The following is a 20,175-nucleotide window of genomic DNA, read 5'->3' as shown; positions in this document are numbered from 1 at the left end:
TTCACAAATGGCGGTGCGCTCGGGCACTCGCGGTGGGGGCAAAAACAGTTGGCCGTCTTGTCTACGCCTTGCGGAGAATAGAGAGATCGTTTTCGGAGTTGCCTGCCGGTGAAAATGCGGCAGCCCCCGGCAGCCCAGGACGATTCGAAGTCACCCATCGCGGGCATGTATACACGGAAACGACGATCACAAGCACAATGCCAGCAGCGAGGCGATCAAGGCCGGTGTCATGACGACGACGCCGATCTTTAAGAAGTCGAGCGCGCTGACGTAAATCCCTTCTCGTCTGAGTGCTGTCAGCCACAAGATCGTTGCAAGCGACCCGGTGACCGATAGGTTTGGGCCGAGATCCACCCCGATCAGAACGGCTGCCGTGACGCGGTCGGACACCTGTGCGGCCTGGACCGCGCTTGCGGCGAAAAGACCAGCAGGCAGGTTGTTGACCAGGTTGGAAAATAGGGCGACGGAGATTCCGCCGATGCCGATAGCCTGGGTTTCTGAGTGCTCGCTGATTGCCTTGAGATGCTCGGCGATGAGGCTGGTCACACCTGTGTGATTGACGGCTTCGACGATGACGAACAGGCCAGCCACGAGCGGCAGAACCGCCCAGCTGACATCCTTGATGATCTCGATCGGGCTCTGTCGCATGATTGCCAGGACCGCGATGCTGGTCAGGGCGCCGGCGAGGAAGGTCGGCAGGCCAAGGTCAATGTGCATTGCCGAGGCGGAGATGAGAACGGCAGCCGTTGCCAGCAGGCCAACGCCGGCGAGTTTGGCCGGTAAGCTCAGCACGGGACGTTCGACCTTATCAGCGACAGTATCGCTGGCCAGCACGCGCCGCTGGCTCCAATACAGGGCGATGAACGTGACGACGATTGCGGCGATCGATGGGCCAAGAAAAGTGCCCAGCCATCTCGAAAGAGGCGGCATCTCGCCTCCGGCGAAGATAACGAGGTTGGCAGGATTGGAGATCGGCAGCACGAAACTCGCGGCATTGGCGATGAAGGCGCAGATGTAGAGATAGGGAAGCGGGTCCTTCACTTTCGCGGCGCGGCAGCCGGCGTAAACGGCGGGGGTCAGGACGACCGCGGTGGCATCATTCGACAGAAGGGCGGTCACAACCACGCCGACGAGATAGATCATGACGAACAGACGTCGTGGCGATCCTTTTGCGTAGGAGACGGCGATAGCCGCGACCCAATCGAACAGGCCTTCGCGACGGGCGAGTTCGGAAAGCAACATCATGCCGATGAGGAACAGATAGACATCAAAACCCTTGGCAATACCGGACCAGACCTCTGCCGGCGTCAGGATGCCGAGCGCAAGGATCAGCACCGCGCCGGCGACCGCCCAAATGGCCTCTGGCCAACGGAAGGGCCGGAGAACGACGCCTGCCGCGGTCGCTATCGCAATCGCAGACGTGTAATATACTGGATTCATGGCTGACCTTGTTGTCGGTTGAAAGGTTAAGCAGGCGTCAGGCTTGGCTCTATTTGGTTCGTGGCCCTTAAGACTGCGCAACCTGTCGAAAAGCAGATAGGTTACTGGAACCCTATAATAGGTCAGCGGTTGACTGACCAGTAGTCTGCCGACGATTGTGTCGGCAGGCGGTCAAAGCGACCAGATGTCCGAGCCGCGACCGGTCGTGCCTTCGGCGCACAAGCGGAAATAGGGCGGCCTACAGTGCTTGATCCCGAACAGCATGACCGCTTCGCGTCGCCCAATCGCCTCCCGTTTCGCGGTGCAAGACCAGAGGATCGCCCTTTCAAAAACCTGAGCGCAGTCAGGATTTTTCTCGCCTGGATCGGGTGGCGGCGTCTTCAGCATCTAGGGCAGAAACAAGATTGCTGATCCAGCCGCTAGCCGTTGGAAAAATTGCGGGCCGCCTTGATGAACGCCGTGAAGGCCGCGGGGGGATTCTTCCTGCCGGGATAATACAAGGCCAGCGGAGCCAAAGGGGGCGTCCAGTCCTCAAGAACGCGCACCAGCCTGCCGGCTGCAATGTCATCACGAACATCCGGCTCCATCACATAGCCGATACCGACACCGTTCTGCGCGGCTATTCTGACCAAGCTCGGTTCATCGAGCGTTATCGAACCCTTCACATCGATCTGGACCTGGTTTCCATCTTTCTCAAACTTCCACCGAAACAGGGCCTGGTTTGGGAGCCGGGCGCGGATGCACCTGAAGCGATAAAGGTCGTTCGGCACCGTCGGTCGGCCATGCGTGCTTAGAAATGCCGGTGAAGCCACCACGGCATTGCTGCGCTTGAGGCCAAGCGGGATGGCGATCATGTCGCTCGGAACCAAATCCGCCGGCCTTAGACCGAGATCGAAGCCGCCCGCTACGATGTCGACCAGCCGGCCTTCTGTTACCAGATCGATATGCACCTGGGGATAACGCTGCAAAAACGAGATGATGAGCGGGGCCATGACCTCCCGTGCTGCCGAGGCGAATGCGTTGATCCGCAACGTGCCCGTCGGGATTTCCTGAAGCGATTGAGCCGCAGTCATCGCATCGTGAATATCGATCATGGCCGGACCAACACGCTCGACAAAAGCTCGCCCTGCATCGGTGAGGGATACGCTTCGCGTCGTACGGTTGAAAAGGCGAATGCCAAGCCGTTGCTCCAGCTTTGCAATGGCATTGCTGAGCGCTGTCGTCGACATTCCGAGCTCCAGCGCTGCGCCCCGAAACGAACCAAGGCGCGCTATGGCAAGCACGGCATCGATGTCCACGAGAACGGACCGGGTCATTATCCCTCTTTTCGCAACGCCTCATCCTAATTAGTCCCGCTTATCGCGTCAATTGTCCTGATCTACCTTTGGGACATGCGACGGTTACGGTCGCTTCACGCCACAGCGGCTGAAACAAGATGAGGATAAAATGACGGTCAAATTACCAAAGGGTATCGAAGCCTATTTCGAAGCGGACCGAACTGGCAGTGCGGAAGCCATCGCAGCCACTTTCACAGAAGACGGTGTGGTGAAGGATAAGGGCAAGACCCACAAGGGAAGGAAGGCAATCCACGACTGGATGGCTGATGAGGCCCAGCAGTATAGCTACACGGTTGAGCCGTTTTTGATCACCACTGAAAACGGCAAAACCCAGGTAACGGCGCACACGGCCGGCGACTTTCCCGGCAGTCCCATCGACCTGCGTTTCATCTTCGTGCTCTCTGGCGACAAGGTTGCTGAACTGGAGATCACCATATGACCAGCTTTCTTACTCTTGAGGGTCGTCGTGCTCTCATCACCGGTGGTACTTCGGGTGCCGGTGCGGCAACGGTCTCGTTGTTCAAGGCGCTCGGCGCCCGGGTGCTCACCACCGCGCGCAAGAAGCCGTTGAACTTCTCCGGCGCGGCGTTCGTTGAAGCAGACCTCACCACCGTGGATGGCGTCCGGACAGTGGTAAACGCTGTCCATGAGGAGCTTGGCGGGCTGGATATCCTTGTAAACGTGCTGGGTGGGTCTTCTGCCCCTTCTGGCGGCTTTGCCACGCTGACCGACGAAGAGTGGGAAAAGGAGTTCAACCTCAATTTCTTTCCGGCTGTTCGGCTTGATCGCGCTCTCCTTCCCGGCATGATCGCGCAGGGAAGCGGGGTCGTCATTCACGTGACGTCGATCCAGCGGATCCTCCCGCTGCACCAGGCGACAACGGGCTACGCCTCGGCGAAGGGTGCTCTCAATACATACAGCAAGAGCCTCTCCAAGGAGGTCTCTCCCAAGGGAGTGCGGGTCGTGCGGGTTTCTCCCGGCTGGATCGCCGATCCGGGCACCAACGGTCTTGCCCTCCGTATAGCCGAGGAGGCCGGCATCAGTTACGACGAAGCGGTGCAGGCTATCATGGAGTCACTGGGCGGCATACCGCTGGGCCGGCCAGCCAAGCCGGAAGAAGTTGCCGACCTGATCGCCTTCCTTGCGTCAGACCGAGCGTCGTCGATTACCGGGACGGAGCACGTCATCGACGGCGGCACCGTTCCGACCGCCTGATGGGTTAGATCCGTTGCAGATCAGGCGGGTGGCGCCCATCCGCCGATCTGTGAATAAATCGCATCCCGCAGATGTCGCACGTCCTTGTTCAGGGCCGCGAGTTCGGGAGGCGTTTGGGTTGACGCTGCAAGCAGAGCGTCGCTGAGGCAACCCGCTTTGTGCTGCATGGCGCGTCCCTGATCCGTCAACGTTACCAAAACTTCACGTTCGTTGCTCAGGTTGCGTTCCCGACGCACATGCCCCGCAACTTCGAGACGCTTTAACAGTGGCGTCAGCGTACTGGATTCAAGAGCAAGCTGGTCCGCGATGGACACGACGCTTTGCTTGTCTTCTGCCCAGAGAACGTTGAGGACGAGATATTGCGGATAGGTAAGCCCAAGTTCATCGAGGAGGGGCTTATAAGCCCGCTGGATGGCGATGCCGGCGGTATAGATCGCGTAGCAAAGTTGGTCTTGCAGCGGCGGAGGATCGTTGCGTGGTTCGGTCATCTTCAACTCCTGAAGACTCTCATATAATCCATGTTACCGCAAAAACCAATATCGCGATAAGAATCCTGTTGACGAATGATCTTTCCGCTGTCAGTAAACAATTATCGCAATAACATTTATCGCAGAATATGAGGAAAGAGCCATGACCAGAAAAACAGTCTCCGCCATCTCGGCAATCGCAGCTGCTTTCACATTAACCGCAACAATGTCTGCGAACGCCGCCGACAACACCGTTTCGAAAGATCAGTCAGTGCGAAACGTCGTGCTTGTCCATGGCGCCTTTGCAGATGGTTCGGGCTGGAAGGGGGTCTATGACAATCTCACGAAACGCGGTTACCGCGTTACGGTTGTGCAAAATCCGCTGACGTCGCTTGCCGATGATGTTGCCGCCACAAAGCGCGCGCTCGAAAGGCAGGATGGTCCGGTCATTCTGGTTGGGCATTCCTGGGGCGGCACCGTGATCACGGAAGCAGGCATCGATGAGAAGGTCAAAGGCCTCGTTTATGTCTCTGCCCTGTCTCCGGATGCCGGCGAGACGACGGCCCAGCAATATGATGGATTTGCCCCTGCATCGGAGTTTGTCATCGAAACCACGAAAGACGGGTTCGGCTATGTCAGTCCTGATAAATTCAAGGCAGGCTTCGCACACGATGTCAGTGACGAAGATGTTGCTTTCATGCGGGATGCGCAGGTCCCGATCAATATGTCCGCATTTGGCACAAAACTGGAAAATGCCGCCTGGCGTACCCGCCCCAGCTGGGCCGTTATTGCCACCGAAGACAAGGCTTTCGACCAGGCGATGTTGATCCATATGGCAGAGCGCATCAAGGCCAAGATCACCAAAGTGTCGGCAAGCCACGCCTTGTTCATGACGCAGCCAGCAGTCATCGCCGATACAATCGATCTCGCCGCCCGCACCGTATCGGCGAAAGAATAATGATAGGAAGACGATGTCTTCCAGTGATCCGACATCGCGCTATCTCAGTAGAGGCGCGACGTCTTCTCAGCGGTTCGGTGCTTGCCCATTAGAGTTGGCATCATCAATTCCAGGGCTGATTGGGTGGCCTAAAGATCAAAGCGCTTGAGCAGCACTGATCGATGAAACGAACTGTCGTGTGCGCTCATTGCGGGGTGAACGGAAGATAGTTTCAGGCTCGCCCGTTTCGACGACCTTGCCGGCCTCAAGGAACACGACCTGGTTCGAAACCTGCGAAGCCAGCCTGAGATCGTGTGTCGCCATCACCATCGTCGTGCCTTCCCTTGCCAGTTGACCGAGGACATCAACGACCTCTGCAGCCAGCTCCGGATCGAGTGCGGATGTCGGCTCGTCGCAGAGCAGTACTTGAGGCGAGGGCGCGAGCGCCCTTGCAATCGCGATACGCTGTTGTTGACCGCCGGAAAGATTGGCCGGCCAGGCATCTGCCTTGTGCGCCATTCCGACCTTTTGCAGCAACTCCATCGCGCGTGCTGCAGCTTTCTCTTTCGTCCATCTCTGGACGACAAGAAGACCTTCCATGACGTTCTCAATCGCCGTTCTGTGGGGAAACAGCTGAAAGTTCTGGAAGACCATACCGGTTTGTCTGCGGATTTTCTGAATGTCCTGCCAACGGGCTTTGCGCCCCGGGTGAAACTCCACGGTGTCGGAGCCAACCCTGACAGAACCGGACGTGGGTTGCTCGAGCAGGTTAATGCAGCGCAGCAGCGTGCTCTTGCCACCCCCTGAGGGACCGACAAGGGCGGTGACGCTTCCTTCGGGGAACGTCAGGGAGACGGCATTGAGAATAATCGCTTCCCCGAAACGTTTTTCGATATTGCGAAGTTCGATCATCGGCTGGACTCCATCTGCCCACCATAGCGTGAGAACCTCACCTCCAGCCGTGATTGCAGCGCCGATAGCACGGAACTCAGCACCAGATACATCAGCGCGGCCTGAATATAGAGAATGAGCGGCTCGTAGGTGGTCGCGACAATGCGTTGCGCTGCCTGAAACAACTCCGGAACCGTGATCGCCGCTGCAAGCGACGTATCCTTCACGAGTGAAATAAAGGTATTCGACAGCGGCGGTACCGATACCCTTGCGGCTTGCGGCAGGATGGTCCGGCGCATCGCCTGTTGCCAGTTCATTCCGGTGGAATAGGCCGCCTCCCATTGGCCCTTGGGAACCGACGTGATCGCCGCGCGGATGATCTCGGACGTATAGGCGCCAACATTGAGGGTGAAGCCGATCAGGGCCGCCGGAAAGGCGTCAAGAAGCACGCCGATGCTCGGGAGTCCGTAAAATATGACGAAAAGTTGCACCAGAAGCGGCGTGCCTCGGATGATCCACACGTAAAACCGCGCGAGCGCCGAAATCGGGGCAGGACCGAATAATCTTGCAACGGCAGTCAACAAACCCAGGGTCAGGCCAAGCGCAAATGAAAGCAGCGTGAGCGGGATGGTGAATCGGATGCCCGCCCACAACAGGGTGGGAAGCGAATCCAACATCAACTGGAGCCAGTGGGGCAATGCACACCTCTAAAACAAAGCCGCCCGACGTAGACGCCGGACGACCGATTGGACTTGGCTTGCGCGGGTTACCGCAGGATGACAGGTTTATTTGGACACGTCCTGTCCAAAATACTTGTCTGAAATCGTCTTGTAGGTGCCGTCTGCCTTTATCTCAGTGAGCGCCTTGTTGATGGAGGCGACGAGATCGTCGTCGCCCTTGCGGACGATAATGCCCGAATAATCGGCATCCGGCTTTTCGGCGACAATCTTCACGGGAGCATCAGGCTGATGCTTCTTGAAGTCCAGGAAAGACAGGCTGTCATTCACGGTTGCGTCTGCACGCCGTGTAAGCACCAGCTGGATCGACTGGTCGAACCCGTCGGTCCCAACAAGCTCAGCGCCGGCCGCCTCGGCAAGCTTGCCGAAGTTGCTCGTCAGCGACTGTGCGGACTTCTTCGCCTTCAGATCTTCGAAGCCCTTGATGTCTGTGTTGCCCTCGCGAACGATCAGAACGGCCTTCGAGGCAATATAGGGCTCGGAGAAAGCGTATTTCTGCTTGCGTGCCTCGGTGATTCCGACCTGGTTAATGACTGCGTCGTAACGCTTTGCATCGAGACCTGCGATCAGTCCGTCCCATTTTCCTTCGATGAATTCGGCTTTCACCCCAAGCTTCTTCGCGACGGCCTCGCCGATTTCGACGTCGAAGCCCACAAGCTTGTTGGAACCATCATGAAAGGTAAAGGGCGCGTAGGTGCCTTCCGTACCGATCTTGATAACACCGGCCGACTTGATTTGATCGAGGTTCTCTCCTGCCATCGACGGCGAAAAAGCAAGCGCCTGAAGTGCTGCCGCCGTTGCGATAATTTTGGTCCAGCCCATGTCCGAGTTCCTTTAGAGGATTGCGATTGTCGATGCATATAGGGAGGGGTTCGTCCTTTCGCACGATAAAGAAAAGCAAAAAATCGATCCTCGTTAGAATACTTTTCTCAAGACTGCCGAACATCAACGCCCCCCTCCTGAGACGCTACGCCGCGCACAGCGGTGTTTCGGCTTGTCCACGGCCCAAACTTCGATAAAAGTTTCATTCTGTCGAATCCATGGTGGAGACTGTTGTCCTGGACAAGGTGAACGATCGCGCAATCGCATCTCCCGTAGCCGACCTCCTGAACATGGTGGACTGGGCGTCGAGTCCGCTTGGGCCAAGATCCGAATGGCCCGCATCTCTACATTCCGCCGTGAACATCATGCTTCCATCCCAGGCGCAGATCGTTTTGTTCTGGGGAAGCGAGTTTGTGGCGCTCTATAACGACGTGTACGCGCCAACGATAGGTTACAAGCATCCTCACGCCCTGGGCAGACCGGCCCGGGAATACTGGAGCGAGCTTTGGGACGATCTCGAGCCGCTTTTGAAGCGCGTTCTTGAGAATGGTGAAACTGTTGCTGCCAAGGACAGGCCCTTTTATATCGAGAGACATGGTTACCCCGAGACCGTCTATTTCGACATCTCCTACTCTCCGGTGGCGGATGAGAGCGGTGTCGTGCGGGGCGTGTTCTGCATCGTCAACGAAACGACCGAGCGCGTGAAGGCAGATGCCGATTTGCGTGAGAGCGAGGAGCGTCTGAGAGCCATATTCGCGCAGTCGGCCGCGGGCATAGCGCTCGGCGACCTCAGCGGAACGTTGATCAGCGTAAACGACCACTTCTGTCGGATCGTGGGGAGAACCCGGGATGAACTGGTCGGCATGCGAATGCAGGACTTAACATTTGCCGATGACCTGCCCGAGAACCAGCGCCTCTTCAGGCATTTGGTCGAGACCGGCGAAAGTTTCGAGATTGAAAAACGCTACGTGCGTGGCGATGGCAGTCTCGTTTGGGTTTCGAACGCGGTTTCGGCGATCCGGGACGACAAGGGAAACATGTCGCAGGCCGTTGCGATATCCATCGATATCGGCGAGCGACGACGTGCTCAGGACATTGAAAGGCATCTCGCGTCGATGATCGCGTCTTCCAACGACGCAATCCTGGGTATTGACCTCGACATGAAGATCACTAGCTGGAACGCAGCCGCGGAGAAGCTCTACGGATACTCCGAGGAAGAGGCGGTCGGCCAGACGATCCTCATGCTGGTACCGGATGAGCGGCGAGACGAAGAGCCGTCGATCCTCACGCAGATAAAGGCGGGACGGATCGTAGAACCTTACGAAACGCAGCGCCAGCGCAAGGACGGTCAACTTGTGGAGGTTCTTCTCAGCGTGTCGCCTATCTGCGATGCGAACGGAAATGTAATTGGGGCCTCTAAGACCGCACAGGATATCACGGCCCGCAAGGATGCTGAGCGGCTGAGATCAATCCTCGTCAACGAACTCCATCATCGCGTCAAAAACATCCTTGCTACGGTGATTGCGATTGCAAGACAGACGATTGGCCGGGACAAGGCAAACCACGAAGATGTGGAAGCATTTACGAACAGGTTGAGCTCGCTCAGCAGAGCGCAGGACCTTCTGGTTCATGCCGATTGGCAGCAAGCAGATTTAAGAGCGATCGTACAGCAGGCCCTGTCCCCATATCCCGCCGACGCCTTCGCGGTTTCCGGCCCAATCGTCTTTCTGCCACCGAAGGCAGTTGTATCACTTTCGCTTGCGCTTCACGAGCTGGCGACGAATGCAGCCAAATATGGTGCGCTGTCCGTCCTGGGAGGTCAGGTATCGATCTCGTGGAAGTTCGAGCGGGTTGGAGACGATCGACTGACGATAATATGGGAAGAGCGCGGAGGACCGGAGGTGATGCCCCCCGCGCGCAAAGGTTTCGGATCAACGCTGGTCGAAAGGTTGCTGGCAGCTGAACTGAAAGGACAAACCAAATTCTCTTATGAAAAAAGCGGTGTGATCTGCGTGATTGAAACCGAGATGTCCAAGCTTGCTGATGATGCGACGGAGTGAAGCTGAGCGATAGGGTCTCGAAAAGGCCCGCTGTACGCAGCGACGTTAAAGCCCGCTCCCGCTCAAAACACTGCTATTTGCGGGATCCGGGCTTTTGGGTGGCACCGGGCCCTAAGACATGATCAAGCCGCCATCAACGTTGATCGTCTGGCCGGTGATATAGGCGGCGTCGTTGGAGGCCAAAAACGCCACAAGGGCGGCCACCTCGGCAGGCGTCCCCGCACGGCGCATAGGGATGTTGCGAACCCATTCAGCCATGAGTTCGCCTGGCTTGTAATCGCCGAGCATTTGACCCCAGACGCGATCGTTATAGTCCCACATCTCGGTGTGAATGATGCCGGGGCAAATAGCGTTGACGGTGATACCTTCCGGCGCCAACTCCTTGGCAAGGCTTTGCGTCAGGCCGACGACGCCAAACTTCGAGGCGGCGTAATGCGGGGTATAGATGAAGCCCTGACGTGCTTGACCGGACGCGGTGTTGACGAGGCGGCCTTTTGTGCCGCTGGCGCGGAAGCGGCGGATCGCCTCCTGGCAGCAGAGGAACGCGCCTTTGGTGTTCACATCAAGATTAAAATCCCACTGTTCCTGCGTCAGGTCTTCGATCTTTGAAATCGTGATGACGCCGGCATTCTGGACCGAGACGGAAAGGGGGCCGATCGCCTCTTCTGCGGCACCATAGGCGTCGCGCACGGCTGCGGCGTCGCGCACGTCGAGGATGACGCCATGGGTCAAGGCGCCGGTTTCGTCCGCGAGTTTTTTCGCGGCATCCTGCGTGTCCCGGTCGACAGCGGCGATGGCGACTTTCGCGCCTTCCTCGGCAAAACGGCGGGCTATGCCGTAACCGATGCCCTTGTTGCCGCCGGTCACGAATACGGATTGACCTTCAAAGCGCCTCATGTCTCCTCCTTTATCGGATTTTGGCTATGTTTCCTGGCCGACCAATCGTTCGGCGGTGAATTTGTCGGTGACGAGGACGTCGATCACACCGGTTCTGAGCGCACCGGCAATCGCCTCGGTCTTTTTTGAACCGCCGGCCAGCGCAATGACGCGGTCGACATTGGAGAGGTTTTCCAGCGGCAGGCCGATGACCCGGTCGTCGAGCGGCGTCTTCACCGGTTTGCCGTCCTTGTCGAAGAAGCGCAGCGAGATGTCGCCCACCGCACCCGCCTGCGCGAGATCGGCGAGTTCCTTGGCGGAAAAGATGTTCCCCGAACGGGCGAGAAGCTCCGACGGCTCGACCGCACCGATGCCGACGACGGCGAGGGTGATCGACCCGAAGAGATCGATGGTTTCGCGCACGAAGGGATCGGCGAGCATCAAAAGCTTCGCCTCGCGGGATGTGGCGACGCCGGGTACTGGCAACAGTTTTGGTTCCGCCTCAGTCAGCCGCGCGAGACGCGTGGTGATCTGGGTCGCGTGCGTCTGCACGGAGGGATCGCCCATGCCGCCTAGTGTCTGGACGATGTAGCGCGCCTTGGCTCCTTTCAGCGGATGGATGTTTTCCACCATCTTGAAGATCGTCTGGCTCCAGCTGGAAACACCGATGATCTCGTTCTGCGACAGCGTCACCTCGAGGAAATGCGCCGCTGCCTCGCCGATGCGGGCCATGATCGCGCCGTCGCGATCCTCGCTGCAATCGACAACGATGGCTTCCGGCAGGTCGAAACGTTCGCGCAGCTGCGCTTCCAGATCGCTATAGGTGCCGGGGGGCGGAATGATGCTCGTGCGGACGATGCCTTCCGCCTCCGCACGCTTCAGCATACGCGACACGGTGGCCTGCGACAGGTTGAGATGCTGCGCGATTTCAGCCTGCCTCTTGTGCTCGCTGAAATACATCTGCGCCACACGGGAAATCATTCGAAGTTCGTTTAGTCTGCCCATGAGCCCTCCAGGGTGAATTTTTATTCACCATTACTCGAGGTTACAGGCAAGGTCGAGCGGGCAATCGCGTCGCGCCAGACGCTGAGCCGCTGGCTGTTTTCGCTGGCGGACGGCGCGATGGTGTTGCCGTTGTTGTTCAACGCCGCAACGGAATCGATATCGCTCCAGACACCCAGGGCGAGGCCGGCGAGATAGGCGGCACCCAGCGCCGAGGCTTCCGGCGCGTCGCGTTGGATGACGGGGTGTTCCAGCATGTCGGCGACGCATTGCATCAGGAAACGGTTCTGGCTCGGCCCGCCATCCACAAACAGCCGCCCGAAGCCGGAAGGCGACTGCGCGCGCATGGCCGCAAAGACATCATGGACCTGAAAGGCAATGGAGTCGGTGACGGCGCGGGCCATCTGGGCGCGGGTGGTGCTGAAATTGATCTGCGAGAACAGCGCACGGGCGTTTGTATCCCAATAGGGCGCGCCAAGGCCGACGAAGGCGGGCACGAAGCCGGGGCCGTTTGCCTCTGCTGTTGCGGCAAGTTCCACCAGCGCAGCGACATCCGGCAATCCGAGAATCTCCGTCATCCACGGCAGGGAAGCTGCCGAAACGAGAATATTGCCTTCGAAAGCGAAGGTCGGTTTGCCGCCCAGCCGCCATGCAACGGTGGTCGTGATGCCACGTTCAGGTGCAATGAAATGCGGCAGGGTGGTCATCACAGATGAGCCGGTGCCGAAGGTCACTTTGCCGTCGCCGGGATTGAACGCCCCGTGGCCGAAGAGGGCGGCATGGCTGTCGCCGATGGCTGCAAGGATGGGGGTGCCATCCTTGATGCCGGGAACGCCTAAACTCACGCCAAAATCGCCGCTGCTGTCGCGCAGGTCCGGCAGGGTGTTGATATCGATGCCGAACAGGTTGCAAAGCTCTTCGCTCCAGACTTGCCGGTTGAGATCGAGTACCTGGCTTCGGGCGGCATTGGAGGCGTCACAGGCATGGACCTTGCCGCCCGTCAGGCAATGGATGAGCCAACTATCGATGGTGCCGAGGCGAAGCTTGCGTCCCTTTGGCGCACGCTCAAGAAGCCAGCGCATTTTCGCGCCGGGAAACATCGGATCGATCGGTAGGCCAGTCAGCGCCATGACGCGCTCTGAATGGCCCTTTTCGATGAGTTCGGCGCAGTCCTGCGCCGTTCGGCGGCATTGCCAGCTCAAGACTGGACCAAGCGGTTGGCCGGTCTCGCCATCCCATATGGTCACGGATTCGCGCTGGTTGGAAATTGAGATAGCCGCCACGTCGGTGGTAGAGGGTGCAGCACCAAGGCAGGCAGAGATCGCTTCGCGGACAGATGCCCAGATGCGGTTCGGATCCTGCTCTACCCAGCCGGGCTGCGGATAGGTGATGCCGACCGGCGACGATCCACGCGCAAGAAGCTCGCCGGTTTCCGAAACAAGAATGGCCTTGGAATTGGTCGTGCCCTGATCGATGGACAGAATAGCGCGCATCACTGTGTTCTCTCGTCTGCGGCGGTCATTTTCACACGGTGTTCTTTGTTTAAGAAGCTGCGTATGTACTAAAAGAAGTCGCCGCCTATCCGAAGACACGCGACGACCCTGGGAGGAGACCTTATTTTCTCTTGATCAGCGCTACGGCAGCATCCGCAATGGCCGCAGGCGCCATCCCAAACTCATCGAGCAGCCATTCGGCCGAACCCGTGTGGGCGAAGACGCCGGGAACGCCCAGACGCTTCATCGGCACCGGCGCCTGATCGACCACGACTTCGGCAACCGCTGAGCCGAGACCACCGAAGATCGAATGTTCCTCGGCCGTCAAAATCGCACCGGTTTCCTTCGCGGCGGAGACGATCGCTGCCTCATCGATAGGACGCACGGTTGCCATGTTCAGCACGCGTGCCTTAATGCCCCGGCCAGCGAGAATATCAGCGGCCTTGACGATGCGGTGCGTCAGCGTGCCGTTGGCAATCAGCGTCAGGTCGGAACCTTCGCGCAGCAGGTTGGCGCGGCCGAGTTCGAAGACGTGGCCTTCCGGCAGCAGATCAGGCACGCCGACGCGCGACAGGCGCAGGAAGCAGGGGCCGGCATAGTCTGCCGCCCATTTGACGGCGGCGGCCGTTTCGATGCGGTCGCAGGGGGCGATGACCGGAAGGTTGGGCAGAACGCGGGTCCAGGCGAAATCCTCGATGGAGTGATGCGTCGGGCCGAGTTCGCCATAGGCCATGCCCGAGGAAATGCCGATCAGCTTTACATTGGCGTTGGAATAGGCAAGGTCTGCCTTGATCTGTTCCAGCGCGCGGCCGGTCAAGAAACAGGATGCTCCACAGACGAAAGGCAGCTGACCGCCATTGGCAAGACCCGCGCCGACGCCAACCATGTTTTGCTCGGCGATGCCAACATTGACGAGGCGCTCGGGGAATTTCGACTTGAAGCCGCCGAGCTTCGAGGAGCCGACGGAATCGTTGCAGACGGCGACGACCCTGTCATTGCCGGCGGCCAGCGCTTCCAGTGTCTCGGCGAAAGCGTCGCGGCAGTCATAAAGCTTGGCGGCGGTTACGGGCGCGTTCATTACAATGTCTCCGAAAGTTCTTTGACGGCGATTTCATATTGTTCCCTGCTCGGAACCTTATGGTGCCAGTCGACGCGGTCCTGCATGAAGGAAATGCCGTGACCCTTGTTGGTGTGGGCGACGATGCAATGCGGGCGGTCGCCGCGATGTTCCAGCGCCGGCACGACTTCCGCCATGGCGTTGCCGTTGATTTCGCTGACTTCCCAGCCGAAAGCCTCGAGCTTCGGGCGAAGCGGCGCGATATCGTTGGTTTCCGAAAGCGCCGCACCCTGCTGGAAGCGGTTGTGATCGACGATCAGCGTCAGATTGTTGAGGCCGAATTGCGCAGCCGACATGATGGCTTCCCAGTTGGAGCCTTCCTGCATCTCGCCGTCGCCGGTCATGACATATGTATGGTAATCCGCGCCGGAAAGCTTGGCCGCCTTGGCCATGCCGACGGCAACAGGCAGTCCGTGACCGAGCGGGCCGGTATTTGTTTCCACACCCGGCACCTTGTTACAGTTCGGATGGCCGTTAAGGCGCGAATTCGGCTGCAGGAAAGTCGAGATTTCCTCTTCCGGGATGAAGCCGCGCTTGGCGAGCGTCACATAAAGCGCGCAGGCCGTATGGCCCTTGGAAAGCACGAAACGGTCGCGGGCAGGGTTCTTCGGATCATCCGGCCAGATGCGCAGGACGCGGAAATAAAGGGCCGTCATGATGTCGATGGCGGACATTTCGCCGCCGACATGGCCCGCACCCGCTTCGAAAACAGCCTGTACGTCGCGAAGGCGAATCTGGCGCGCAATGCGCTCTAGCTCCTGGGACTGCATGGAATCCTCTTCAAAACATGCGTGTGAATATTTATACAGCTATTTATATAATTGCAGAGATAGTGTTTCTGTCAAGCCGGAATTGTGGGTTCTCTTGTTACAAAACGTGCTGGTTATTTCTGCCGCTACATTCGCATTCACGGTGAAGAGCATCTCCGTAGCCCTCATTCCTTTGCTTGTCGCAGAAATCCAGTCAGCCAAGTCCTTGGGTTGAAAGGGCTCTTCCCGCCGCGCAGACGCGCGTCGACCCGATTCCTGTGACGAGCACAGGAAAGAGGAGAGAGGCGGCTGGTTGAAGTCTCCTGTCCCTGTTCACGGTAGGCCTCATCATTGACGCCCTATTGACAAGCTTCTCGAAACTGGCTTATGCATGTTTCACCGACGATGAATAATTATTCTAATCGGTTTAAAAAATGCAAGACAGTCACCGGGAGGAGCCATGTCCGCGATTGAACGCAATGAGGGGGTCACGCACGCCAGAAGCCCGCTTGCCTGGCTGAGCGGCGCGACCGGACCTCTTTTGGGCCTGCTGCTGCTTTGCGTGTTTCTGACCTTTGCCAGCGAAAACTTTCTTTCGCTTCGAAACGGTCTCAACATTCTCGACCAGATCACCGTTCTCGGCATCATGGCCGTCGGCATGACCTTCGTGATCCTGCTTGGCGGCATCGATCTGTCTGTCGGCTCGGTTTTGGCGCTGTCGATGATGATTATGGGCTGGACCGCCAATGTCGCGGGCCTGCCGATGGGCATGGCCATCGTCCTGGCGTTGATTGCCTCTGCCGCCTGCGGCCTCGTTGTGGGAATTCTCGTCACCGCCTTCCGTGTCCCCGCTTTCATCGCCACGCTGGCAATGATGTCGGTGGCGCGCGGTCTCTCCAACATGATCACCGATGGTCAACAGATCGTCGGTTTCCCTGACTGGTTCATGATGTTGGCAATCGACCGCCATTTCGGCGTGCTGACAGCGACCGTGCTGTTGATGCTGGTGGTCGTTCTCGTCTCCTGGCTGTTCCTGCGTTTCCGCTCCGAAGGCCGGACCGTCTATGCGGTTGGCGGTAATCCGGAAGTGGCCCGTCTTGCCGGTATCAACGTGCCGCTGGTGACGATCTGCGTTTATGTCGCCTGCGCGGTTCTTGCCGGTCTCGCCGGCATCGTTCTTGCGGCGCGCCTCGACTCGGTTCAGCCCTCGAGCGGCTTCGGTTACGAGCTGGACACGATTGCGGCCGTCGTCATCGGTGGAACCTCACTCTCGGGCGGTGCGGGCGGTATTGGCGGCACACTGATCGGCGTGCTGATCATCGGCGTGCTGCGCAACGGCCTCAATCTGCTCAACGTGTCTCCTTTTCTCCAGCAGGTCATCATCGGCGTGGTCATCGTGCTGGCCGTGGGCGCTGAAACATTGCGCCGCCGCAGAAGCTGAATTTGCCTGCGGATGGCGCTGGGCCGTCCGCGCAATAAACGACCCTCCCGGCAAGGGAGGCGTGAAAAACGGCCCGAGGGGAGGAGGTTTGATCTGCCCGAAGGTCAACAATCAACAAATGGAGGAATAATCATGAAATTTTCACGCATTCTGCTCACATCCGCCGCCCTTCTCGCCATGTCGCTCGGCCAGGCCAACGCCGCTGAAGTCAAGAAGATCGGTCTTGCCGTCGCCAATCTGCAGGCGAACTTCTTCAACCAGATCAAGCAGGCCGTCGAAGCCGAAGCCAAGACGCGCGGCATTGCAGTCGTGACCGTCGACGCCAAGGGTGACGGCCCGACGCAGGTCAACCAGATCCAGGATCTGTTGACACAGAACATCGATGCACTGATCTACATCCCGGCCGGTGCCGCCGCCGCGACTGTTCCGGTGAAGCTTGCCAAGGCCGCCGGCGTGCCGGTCATCAACATCGACCGCAATGCCGATGGCGCGCCGGGCGATACGTTCCTTGCCACCGATTCCGTCGCTTCCGCCAAGGCGGTTTGCGATTACATCATCAAGCAGGCAGGCGGCTCGGGCAAGATGGTCATCATCCACGGCCAGAAGGGCACGACGCCGGAAGTCGATCGTACCAAGGGCTGCATGGAATCGGTGAAGGCCAATTCCGGCGTGAAGATCGTTGCCGAACAGTGGTCCAACATGTGGAGCCAGGATGAAGGCTTCCAGATCATGCAGAACATGCTGCAGGCCAATCCCGATGTCTCCATCGTCTTCGCCCAGGCCGACGGTCTGGCGCTTGGCGCGGCGCAGGCGATCAAGGTTGCCAATCCCTCTCAGAAGATCGTCGTTGGCGGCTTCGATGGTGATACGGCGGCGCTTGAGGCGCTGAAGAACGGCGTCTTCGACGTGACTGCGACGCAGCAGACCCAGAAGATGGGCCGCACCGCTGTCGAGATGGCTGTCAAGATCGTCGGCGGCGAAAAGGTTCCGGCTGTGCAGCTTTCCGATGCGACGCTGACCACCAAGGAAAATGTCGAAGGCTTCATCGCCAACCATCCCTGATGCATCCGCCCCGCGCGTCCGATGGGATGCGCGGGGATCTCATTGGTTTGTCTTTATGCAATTTGGACACAAGGTTGCGGTGTATCTTCGCCGCGATCATGTACTGGGAGGTCCCGTCATGCGCGAGCCGGTTCTTTCGCTCCGTGGCATCAGCAAACGTTACGGTCCGCTTGAAGTCCTGAAAAACGTTGATCTCGACGTTTATTCCGGCGAAGTTGTGGCCCTGCTGGGTGAAAACGGTGCGGGTAAGTCGACGCTTTCAGGCATCATCGCCGGTTCGCGCGAACCGTCCGAGGGCACGATGACATGGCTCGGTGAACCCTATGCGCCGTCGTCGCCGCGTGCGGCGATCGACAAGGGCGTCGTTCTGATCCACCAAGAGCTGAAGCTTCTTCCCGAGCTTTCCATAGCCGAGAATGTGTTCATCGGCCGCTGGCCGATGAAGAACGGCATCGTTGACCGGGCTGAAATGGTGCGCAGAGCCCAACAGCAACTGGCGCGCCTCAACCTCCACATTCCCGCAACCCGCAAGGTGGCGGGTCTTTCGACCGCCAATCAGCAGCTGATCGAGATCGCCAAGGCGCTGGCGCTGGACGCCAAACTTCTGATCCTCGACGAGCCGACGGCGGCACTTGGCGGCGCCGAAACGCAGGCGCTGTTCGAGCAGGTGCGCAAGCTGCGCGCCGAGGGTGTGGGCATCATCTATATTTCCCATCGAATGGAAGAGATCAAACAGATCACCGACCGCATCGTCGTTTTACGCGATGGCGAGCGGGTGCATGAGTTTGCCGATAGCGCGACGCCGGTGCGCACCATCGTCGAAAGCATGGTCGGCCGCTCGCTGGAGCGCCTGTTCCCGGCGTTGCCGGAACCGCAGGACAAGGTGGTGCTGGAGGTCAAGGGGCTGACCGGCGCGACCAACGCCTTCCGCGACATCAGTTTCGGCGTTCGCGCCGGCGAAATCCTTGGTATCGCCGGTCTGATCGGTGCCGGTCGCACCGAGCTGGTGCGCGCCATTTCCGGCGCCGATCCGACCAGTGCGGGCGAGATTCTCTTGGACGGCAGGGTGCTGGCGCTGAAAAGCCCGGCAGACGCCATTGCCAAGGGTATCGTCATGGTGCCGGAAGACCGCAAATTGCAGGGTCTGGTGGTGGAGCACGAGATCGGTGAAAACCTCATCTATGCCAATCTCGACCGTGTCGGCACCGGCTGGATCACGCCGCGCGTCAAGCGGGCCTTCACAAAGGAGGCCATCGCCAAGTTCGGCGTGAAGGGGCGCAGCGAACAGCCGGCCTCGGATCTTTCGGGCGGCAATCAGCAGAAAGTGGTTATTGCCAAATGGCTTGCCCGCAATCCCCGCGTTGTTGTGCTGGACGAACCGACGCGCGGAATTGATGTCGGCGCACGCGCGGGCATTTACGATATCATCGTCGGTCTGGCGAAAAGCGGCGTCGCCGTCATCGTCGTCAGTTCCGATCTCGAGGAGGTGCTGGGCGTATCGAACCGCATCCTCGTGCTCGCGCAGGGAAACCAGGCTGGTATCCTCGACCGCGACGAGGCAAACGACGTCTCGGTCATGGAACTGGCGACCATCTGAAGAAGGAAATAAAGATGTCCACCATCACCCTTAATGCACCGAAGCTGTTCGATCTTTCCGGCCAGGTGGCCCTCGTCACCGGCGCCGGCTCCGGCATCGGCCAGCGGATCGCCATGGGTCTTGCGCAGTCGGGCGCCAATGTCGCGCTGCTCGACCGTCGCACCGATGACGGTCTGGCGCAGACGGCCGATTTCATCGCCAAAGCCGGCCGCAAGTCGATTCAGATCGCTGCCGACGTTACCAGCAAGCAGGCGCTGACGGATGCGGTTGCCCGCACGGAGGCTGAGCTCGGGGCGCTGTCGCTTGCCGTCAACGCGGCTGGCATCGCCAATGCCAACCCGGCCGAGGAGATGGAAGAAAGTCAGTTCCAGACGATGATGGACATCAACCTAAAAGGAGTCTTCCTCTCCTGCCAGGCCGAAGCCAACGCCATGCTGAAGAACGGCCGTGGTGCGATCGTCAACATCGCGTCTATGTCCGGCGTCATCGTCAATAGGGGCCTGATGCAGTGCCACTACAACGCCTCCAAGGCTGGCGTCATCCACATGTCGAAGTCCATGGCGATGGAATGGGTAGGGCGGGGCATCCGCGTCAACACCATCTCGCCGGGTTACACCGCGACGCCGATGAACACGCGGCCCGAAATGGTACACCAGACCAAGCTTTTCGAAGAGCAGACGCCGATGCAGCGCATGGCAGGGGTAGATGAGATGGTCGGCCCGGCAATCTTTCTCCTGTCAGATGCGTCGAGCTTCGTGACCGGCGTGGATTTGCTGGTGGATGGCGGATTCTGCTGCTGGTAAGGATTTCGCTATCGCGTGACGGTTAATAAAGCGATGGATATGCGGACCAATATCCATCGTTAAAGCCAAGATCAACGCGATCTTTGCGTCCAAATGGCGGTCGGAGGAAGCGCCCACAGTACCGTTGCG

The 20,175-nt window shown here is 59.0% G+C and carries 19 protein-coding genes; 8 read left to right on the top strand and 11 right to left on the bottom strand.

The window, feature by feature from the left end; genetic code table 11:
* Positions 1–186: 186 nt before the first annotated feature.
* Together ACUTJJ_RS02365 and ACUTJJ_RS02360 are read right to left on the bottom strand one after the other, a co-directional pair.
* Positions 187–1,440 carry an arsenic transporter gene (locus ACUTJJ_RS02365; protein ID WP_445541166.1) on the bottom strand — a complete coding sequence of 418 codons (1,254 nt, stop codon included), beginning with the start codon at positions 1,438–1,440 and terminating at the stop codon, positions 187–189.
* Positions 1,441–1,859: 419 nt separating this feature from the next.
* Complete coding sequence (locus tag ACUTJJ_RS02360; RefSeq protein ID WP_063947634.1) at positions 1,860–2,756, bottom strand: LysR family transcriptional regulator; 897 nt, start codon at positions 2,754–2,756, stop codon at positions 1,860–1,862.
* A gap of 130 nt (positions 2,757–2,886) precedes the next feature.
* Between ACUTJJ_RS02360 and ACUTJJ_RS02355 the strand changes: the two genes are divergently transcribed.
* Together ACUTJJ_RS02355 and ACUTJJ_RS02350 are read left to right on the top strand one after the other, a co-directional pair.
* Positions 2,887–3,216 carry a nuclear transport factor 2 family protein gene (locus ACUTJJ_RS02355; protein WP_445541165.1) on the top strand — a complete coding sequence of 110 codons (330 nt, stop codon included), beginning with the start codon at positions 2,887–2,889 and terminating at the stop codon, positions 3,214–3,216.
* Positions 3,213–3,992, top strand: coding sequence for an SDR family oxidoreductase (locus tag ACUTJJ_RS02350; protein WP_063947632.1), 780 nt, complete (start codon positions 3,213–3,215; stop codon positions 3,990–3,992). The genes ACUTJJ_RS02355 and ACUTJJ_RS02350 overlap by 4 nt, the downstream gene beginning before the upstream one ends.
* A gap of 20 nt (positions 3,993–4,012) precedes the next feature.
* Here the strand turns inward: ACUTJJ_RS02350 and ACUTJJ_RS02345 are convergent, their stop codons facing one another.
* Positions 4,013–4,480 carry a MarR family winged helix-turn-helix transcriptional regulator gene (locus ACUTJJ_RS02345; protein ID WP_445541164.1) on the bottom strand — a complete coding sequence of 156 codons (468 nt, stop codon included), beginning with the start codon at positions 4,478–4,480 and terminating at the stop codon, positions 4,013–4,015.
* Positions 4,481–4,622: 142 nt separating this feature from the next.
* Here ACUTJJ_RS02345 and ACUTJJ_RS02340 point away from each other — a divergent pair, with 142 nt between their 5' ends.
* Entirely contained in the window at positions 4,623–5,417 is a 795-nt protein-coding gene (locus ACUTJJ_RS02340) for an alpha/beta fold hydrolase (protein WP_445541163.1), read from the top strand.
* Between the two features lie 135 nt (positions 5,418–5,552).
* On the opposite strand, the gene ACUTJJ_RS02335 is transcribed toward ACUTJJ_RS02340, so the two are convergent.
* The 3 genes from ACUTJJ_RS02335 to ACUTJJ_RS02325 all read right to left on the bottom strand — a co-directional run bounded on the left by ACUTJJ_RS02335 (position 5,553) and on the right by ACUTJJ_RS02325 (position 7,846).
* Positions 5,553–6,308 (bottom strand): amino acid ABC transporter ATP-binding protein, encoded by a 756-nt coding sequence (locus ACUTJJ_RS02335; protein WP_445541162.1) that lies wholly within the window; start codon positions 6,306–6,308, stop codon positions 5,553–5,555.
* The gene (locus ACUTJJ_RS02330; protein ID WP_209090798.1) at positions 6,305–6,985 is read right to left on the bottom strand and encodes an amino acid ABC transporter permease; all 681 of its coding nucleotides are present in this window, start codon (positions 6,983–6,985) and stop codon (positions 6,305–6,307) included. The genes ACUTJJ_RS02335 and ACUTJJ_RS02330 overlap by 4 nt, the downstream gene beginning before the upstream one ends.
* A gap of 87 nt (positions 6,986–7,072) precedes the next feature.
* Positions 7,073–7,846: an amino acid ABC transporter substrate-binding protein gene (locus ACUTJJ_RS02325; RefSeq protein ID WP_445541161.1), complete on the bottom strand. Its 774-nt coding sequence runs from the start codon at positions 7,844–7,846 to the stop codon at positions 7,073–7,075.
* 218 nt (positions 7,847–8,064) lie between these two features.
* On the opposite strand from ACUTJJ_RS02325, the gene ACUTJJ_RS02320 reads away from it, so the two are divergent.
* A complete protein-coding gene (locus tag ACUTJJ_RS02320; protein ID WP_445541160.1) occupies positions 8,065–9,906 on the top strand; it encodes a PAS domain S-box protein in 1,842 nt (613 codons plus the stop codon).
* 111 nt (positions 9,907–10,017) lie between these two features.
* On the opposite strand, the gene ACUTJJ_RS02315 is transcribed toward ACUTJJ_RS02320, so the two are convergent.
* The 5 genes from ACUTJJ_RS02315 to ACUTJJ_RS02295 all read right to left on the bottom strand — a co-directional run bounded on the left by ACUTJJ_RS02315 (position 10,018) and on the right by ACUTJJ_RS02295 (position 15,164).
* Entirely contained in the window at positions 10,018–10,803 is a 786-nt protein-coding gene (locus tag ACUTJJ_RS02315) for an SDR family oxidoreductase (RefSeq protein WP_445541159.1), read from the bottom strand.
* Between the two features lie 24 nt (positions 10,804–10,827).
* The gene (locus ACUTJJ_RS02310) at positions 10,828–11,787 is read right to left on the bottom strand and encodes a sugar-binding transcriptional regulator (protein ID WP_063947625.1); all 960 of its coding nucleotides are present in this window, start codon (positions 11,785–11,787) and stop codon (positions 10,828–10,830) included.
* 20 nt (positions 11,788–11,807) lie between these two features.
* The gene (locus ACUTJJ_RS02305) at positions 11,808–13,277 is read right to left on the bottom strand and encodes an FGGY family carbohydrate kinase (protein WP_445541158.1); all 1,470 of its coding nucleotides are present in this window, start codon (positions 13,275–13,277) and stop codon (positions 11,808–11,810) included.
* Between the two features lie 121 nt (positions 13,278–13,398).
* Positions 13,399–14,355, bottom strand: coding sequence for a transketolase family protein (locus ACUTJJ_RS02300; RefSeq protein WP_445541157.1), 957 nt, complete (start codon positions 14,353–14,355; stop codon positions 13,399–13,401).
* The gene (locus ACUTJJ_RS02295; protein WP_144578994.1) at positions 14,355–15,164 is read right to left on the bottom strand and encodes a transketolase; all 810 of its coding nucleotides are present in this window, start codon (positions 15,162–15,164) and stop codon (positions 14,355–14,357) included. Before ACUTJJ_RS02295 ends, ACUTJJ_RS02300 begins: the two co-directional genes overlap by 1 nt.
* Before the next feature lie 439 nt (positions 15,165–15,603).
* On the opposite strand from ACUTJJ_RS02295, the gene ACUTJJ_RS02290 reads away from it, so the two are divergent.
* The 4 genes from ACUTJJ_RS02290 to ACUTJJ_RS02275 all read left to right on the top strand — a co-directional run bounded on the left by ACUTJJ_RS02290 (position 15,604) and on the right by ACUTJJ_RS02275 (position 20,046).
* Positions 15,604–16,584, top strand: a complete 981-nt coding sequence (locus ACUTJJ_RS02290; protein ID WP_445541156.1) for an ABC transporter permease — start codon at positions 15,604–15,606, stop codon at positions 16,582–16,584.
* Positions 16,585–16,716: 132 nt separating this feature from the next.
* Positions 16,717–17,646 (top strand): sugar ABC transporter substrate-binding protein, encoded by a 930-nt coding sequence (locus ACUTJJ_RS02285; RefSeq protein WP_063947620.1) that lies wholly within the window; start codon positions 16,717–16,719, stop codon positions 17,644–17,646.
* A 118-nt stretch (positions 17,647–17,764) separates the two neighbouring features.
* Complete coding sequence (locus ACUTJJ_RS02280) at positions 17,765–19,243, top strand: sugar ABC transporter ATP-binding protein (RefSeq protein WP_209090789.1); 1,479 nt, start codon at positions 17,765–17,767, stop codon at positions 19,241–19,243.
* 14 nt (positions 19,244–19,257) lie between these two features.
* A complete protein-coding gene (locus ACUTJJ_RS02275) occupies positions 19,258–20,046 on the top strand; it encodes an SDR family oxidoreductase (protein ID WP_445541155.1) in 789 nt (262 codons plus the stop codon).
* The last annotated feature ends 129 nt before the right edge of the window (positions 20,047–20,175 follow it).

It is taken from the genome of Agrobacterium sp. DKPNP3, from assembly GCF_052686535.1.
This window is presented reverse-complemented; position numbering and strand designations above follow the sequence as displayed.

Bases quoted from the DNA above. Each gene is read 5' to 3' on its own strand.
- ACUTJJ_RS02365 (WP_445541166.1), bottom strand. From the start codon at position 1,440: ATGAATCCAGTATATTACACGTCTGCGATTGCGATAGCGACCGCGGCA.
- ACUTJJ_RS02360 (WP_063947634.1), bottom strand. From the start codon at position 2,756: ATGACCCGGTCCGTTCTCGTGGACATCGATGCCGTGCTTGCCATAGCG.
- ACUTJJ_RS02355 (WP_445541165.1), top strand. From the start codon at position 2,887: ATGACGGTCAAATTACCAAAGGGTATCGAAGCCTATTTCGAAGCGGAC.
- ACUTJJ_RS02350 (WP_063947632.1), top strand. From the start codon at position 3,213: ATGACCAGCTTTCTTACTCTTGAGGGTCGTCGTGCTCTCATCACCGGT.
- ACUTJJ_RS02345 (WP_445541164.1), bottom strand. From the start codon at position 4,480: ATGACCGAACCACGCAACGATCCTCCGCCGCTGCAAGACCAACTTTGC.
- ACUTJJ_RS02340 (WP_445541163.1), top strand. From the start codon at position 4,623: ATGACCAGAAAAACAGTCTCCGCCATCTCGGCAATCGCAGCTGCTTTC.
- ACUTJJ_RS02335 (WP_445541162.1), bottom strand. From the start codon at position 6,308: ATGATCGAACTTCGCAATATCGAAAAACGTTTCGGGGAAGCGATTATT.
- ACUTJJ_RS02325 (WP_445541161.1), bottom strand. From the start codon at position 7,846: ATGGGCTGGACCAAAATTATCGCAACGGCGGCAGCACTTCAGGCGCTT.
- ACUTJJ_RS02320 (WP_445541160.1), top strand. From the start codon at position 8,065: ATGGTGGAGACTGTTGTCCTGGACAAGGTGAACGATCGCGCAATCGCA.
- ACUTJJ_RS02315 (WP_445541159.1), bottom strand. From the start codon at position 10,803: ATGAGGCGCTTTGAAGGTCAATCCGTATTCGTGACCGGCGGCAACAAG.
- ACUTJJ_RS02310 (WP_063947625.1), bottom strand. From the start codon at position 11,787: ATGGGCAGACTAAACGAACTTCGAATGATTTCCCGTGTGGCGCAGATG.
- ACUTJJ_RS02305 (WP_445541158.1), bottom strand. From the start codon at position 13,277: ATGCGCGCTATTCTGTCCATCGATCAGGGCACGACCAATTCCAAGGCC.
- ACUTJJ_RS02300 (WP_445541157.1), bottom strand. From the start codon at position 14,355: ATGAACGCGCCCGTAACCGCCGCCAAGCTTTATGACTGCCGCGACGCT.
- ACUTJJ_RS02295 (WP_144578994.1), bottom strand. From the start codon at position 15,164: ATGCAGTCCCAGGAGCTAGAGCGCATTGCGCGCCAGATTCGCCTTCGC.
- ACUTJJ_RS02290 (WP_445541156.1), top strand. From the start codon at position 15,604: ATGTCCGCGATTGAACGCAATGAGGGGGTCACGCACGCCAGAAGCCCG.
- ACUTJJ_RS02285 (WP_063947620.1), top strand. From the start codon at position 16,717: ATGAAATTTTCACGCATTCTGCTCACATCCGCCGCCCTTCTCGCCATG.
- ACUTJJ_RS02280 (WP_209090789.1), top strand. From the start codon at position 17,765: ATGCGCGAGCCGGTTCTTTCGCTCCGTGGCATCAGCAAACGTTACGGT.
- ACUTJJ_RS02275 (WP_445541155.1), top strand. From the start codon at position 19,258: ATGTCCACCATCACCCTTAATGCACCGAAGCTGTTCGATCTTTCCGGC.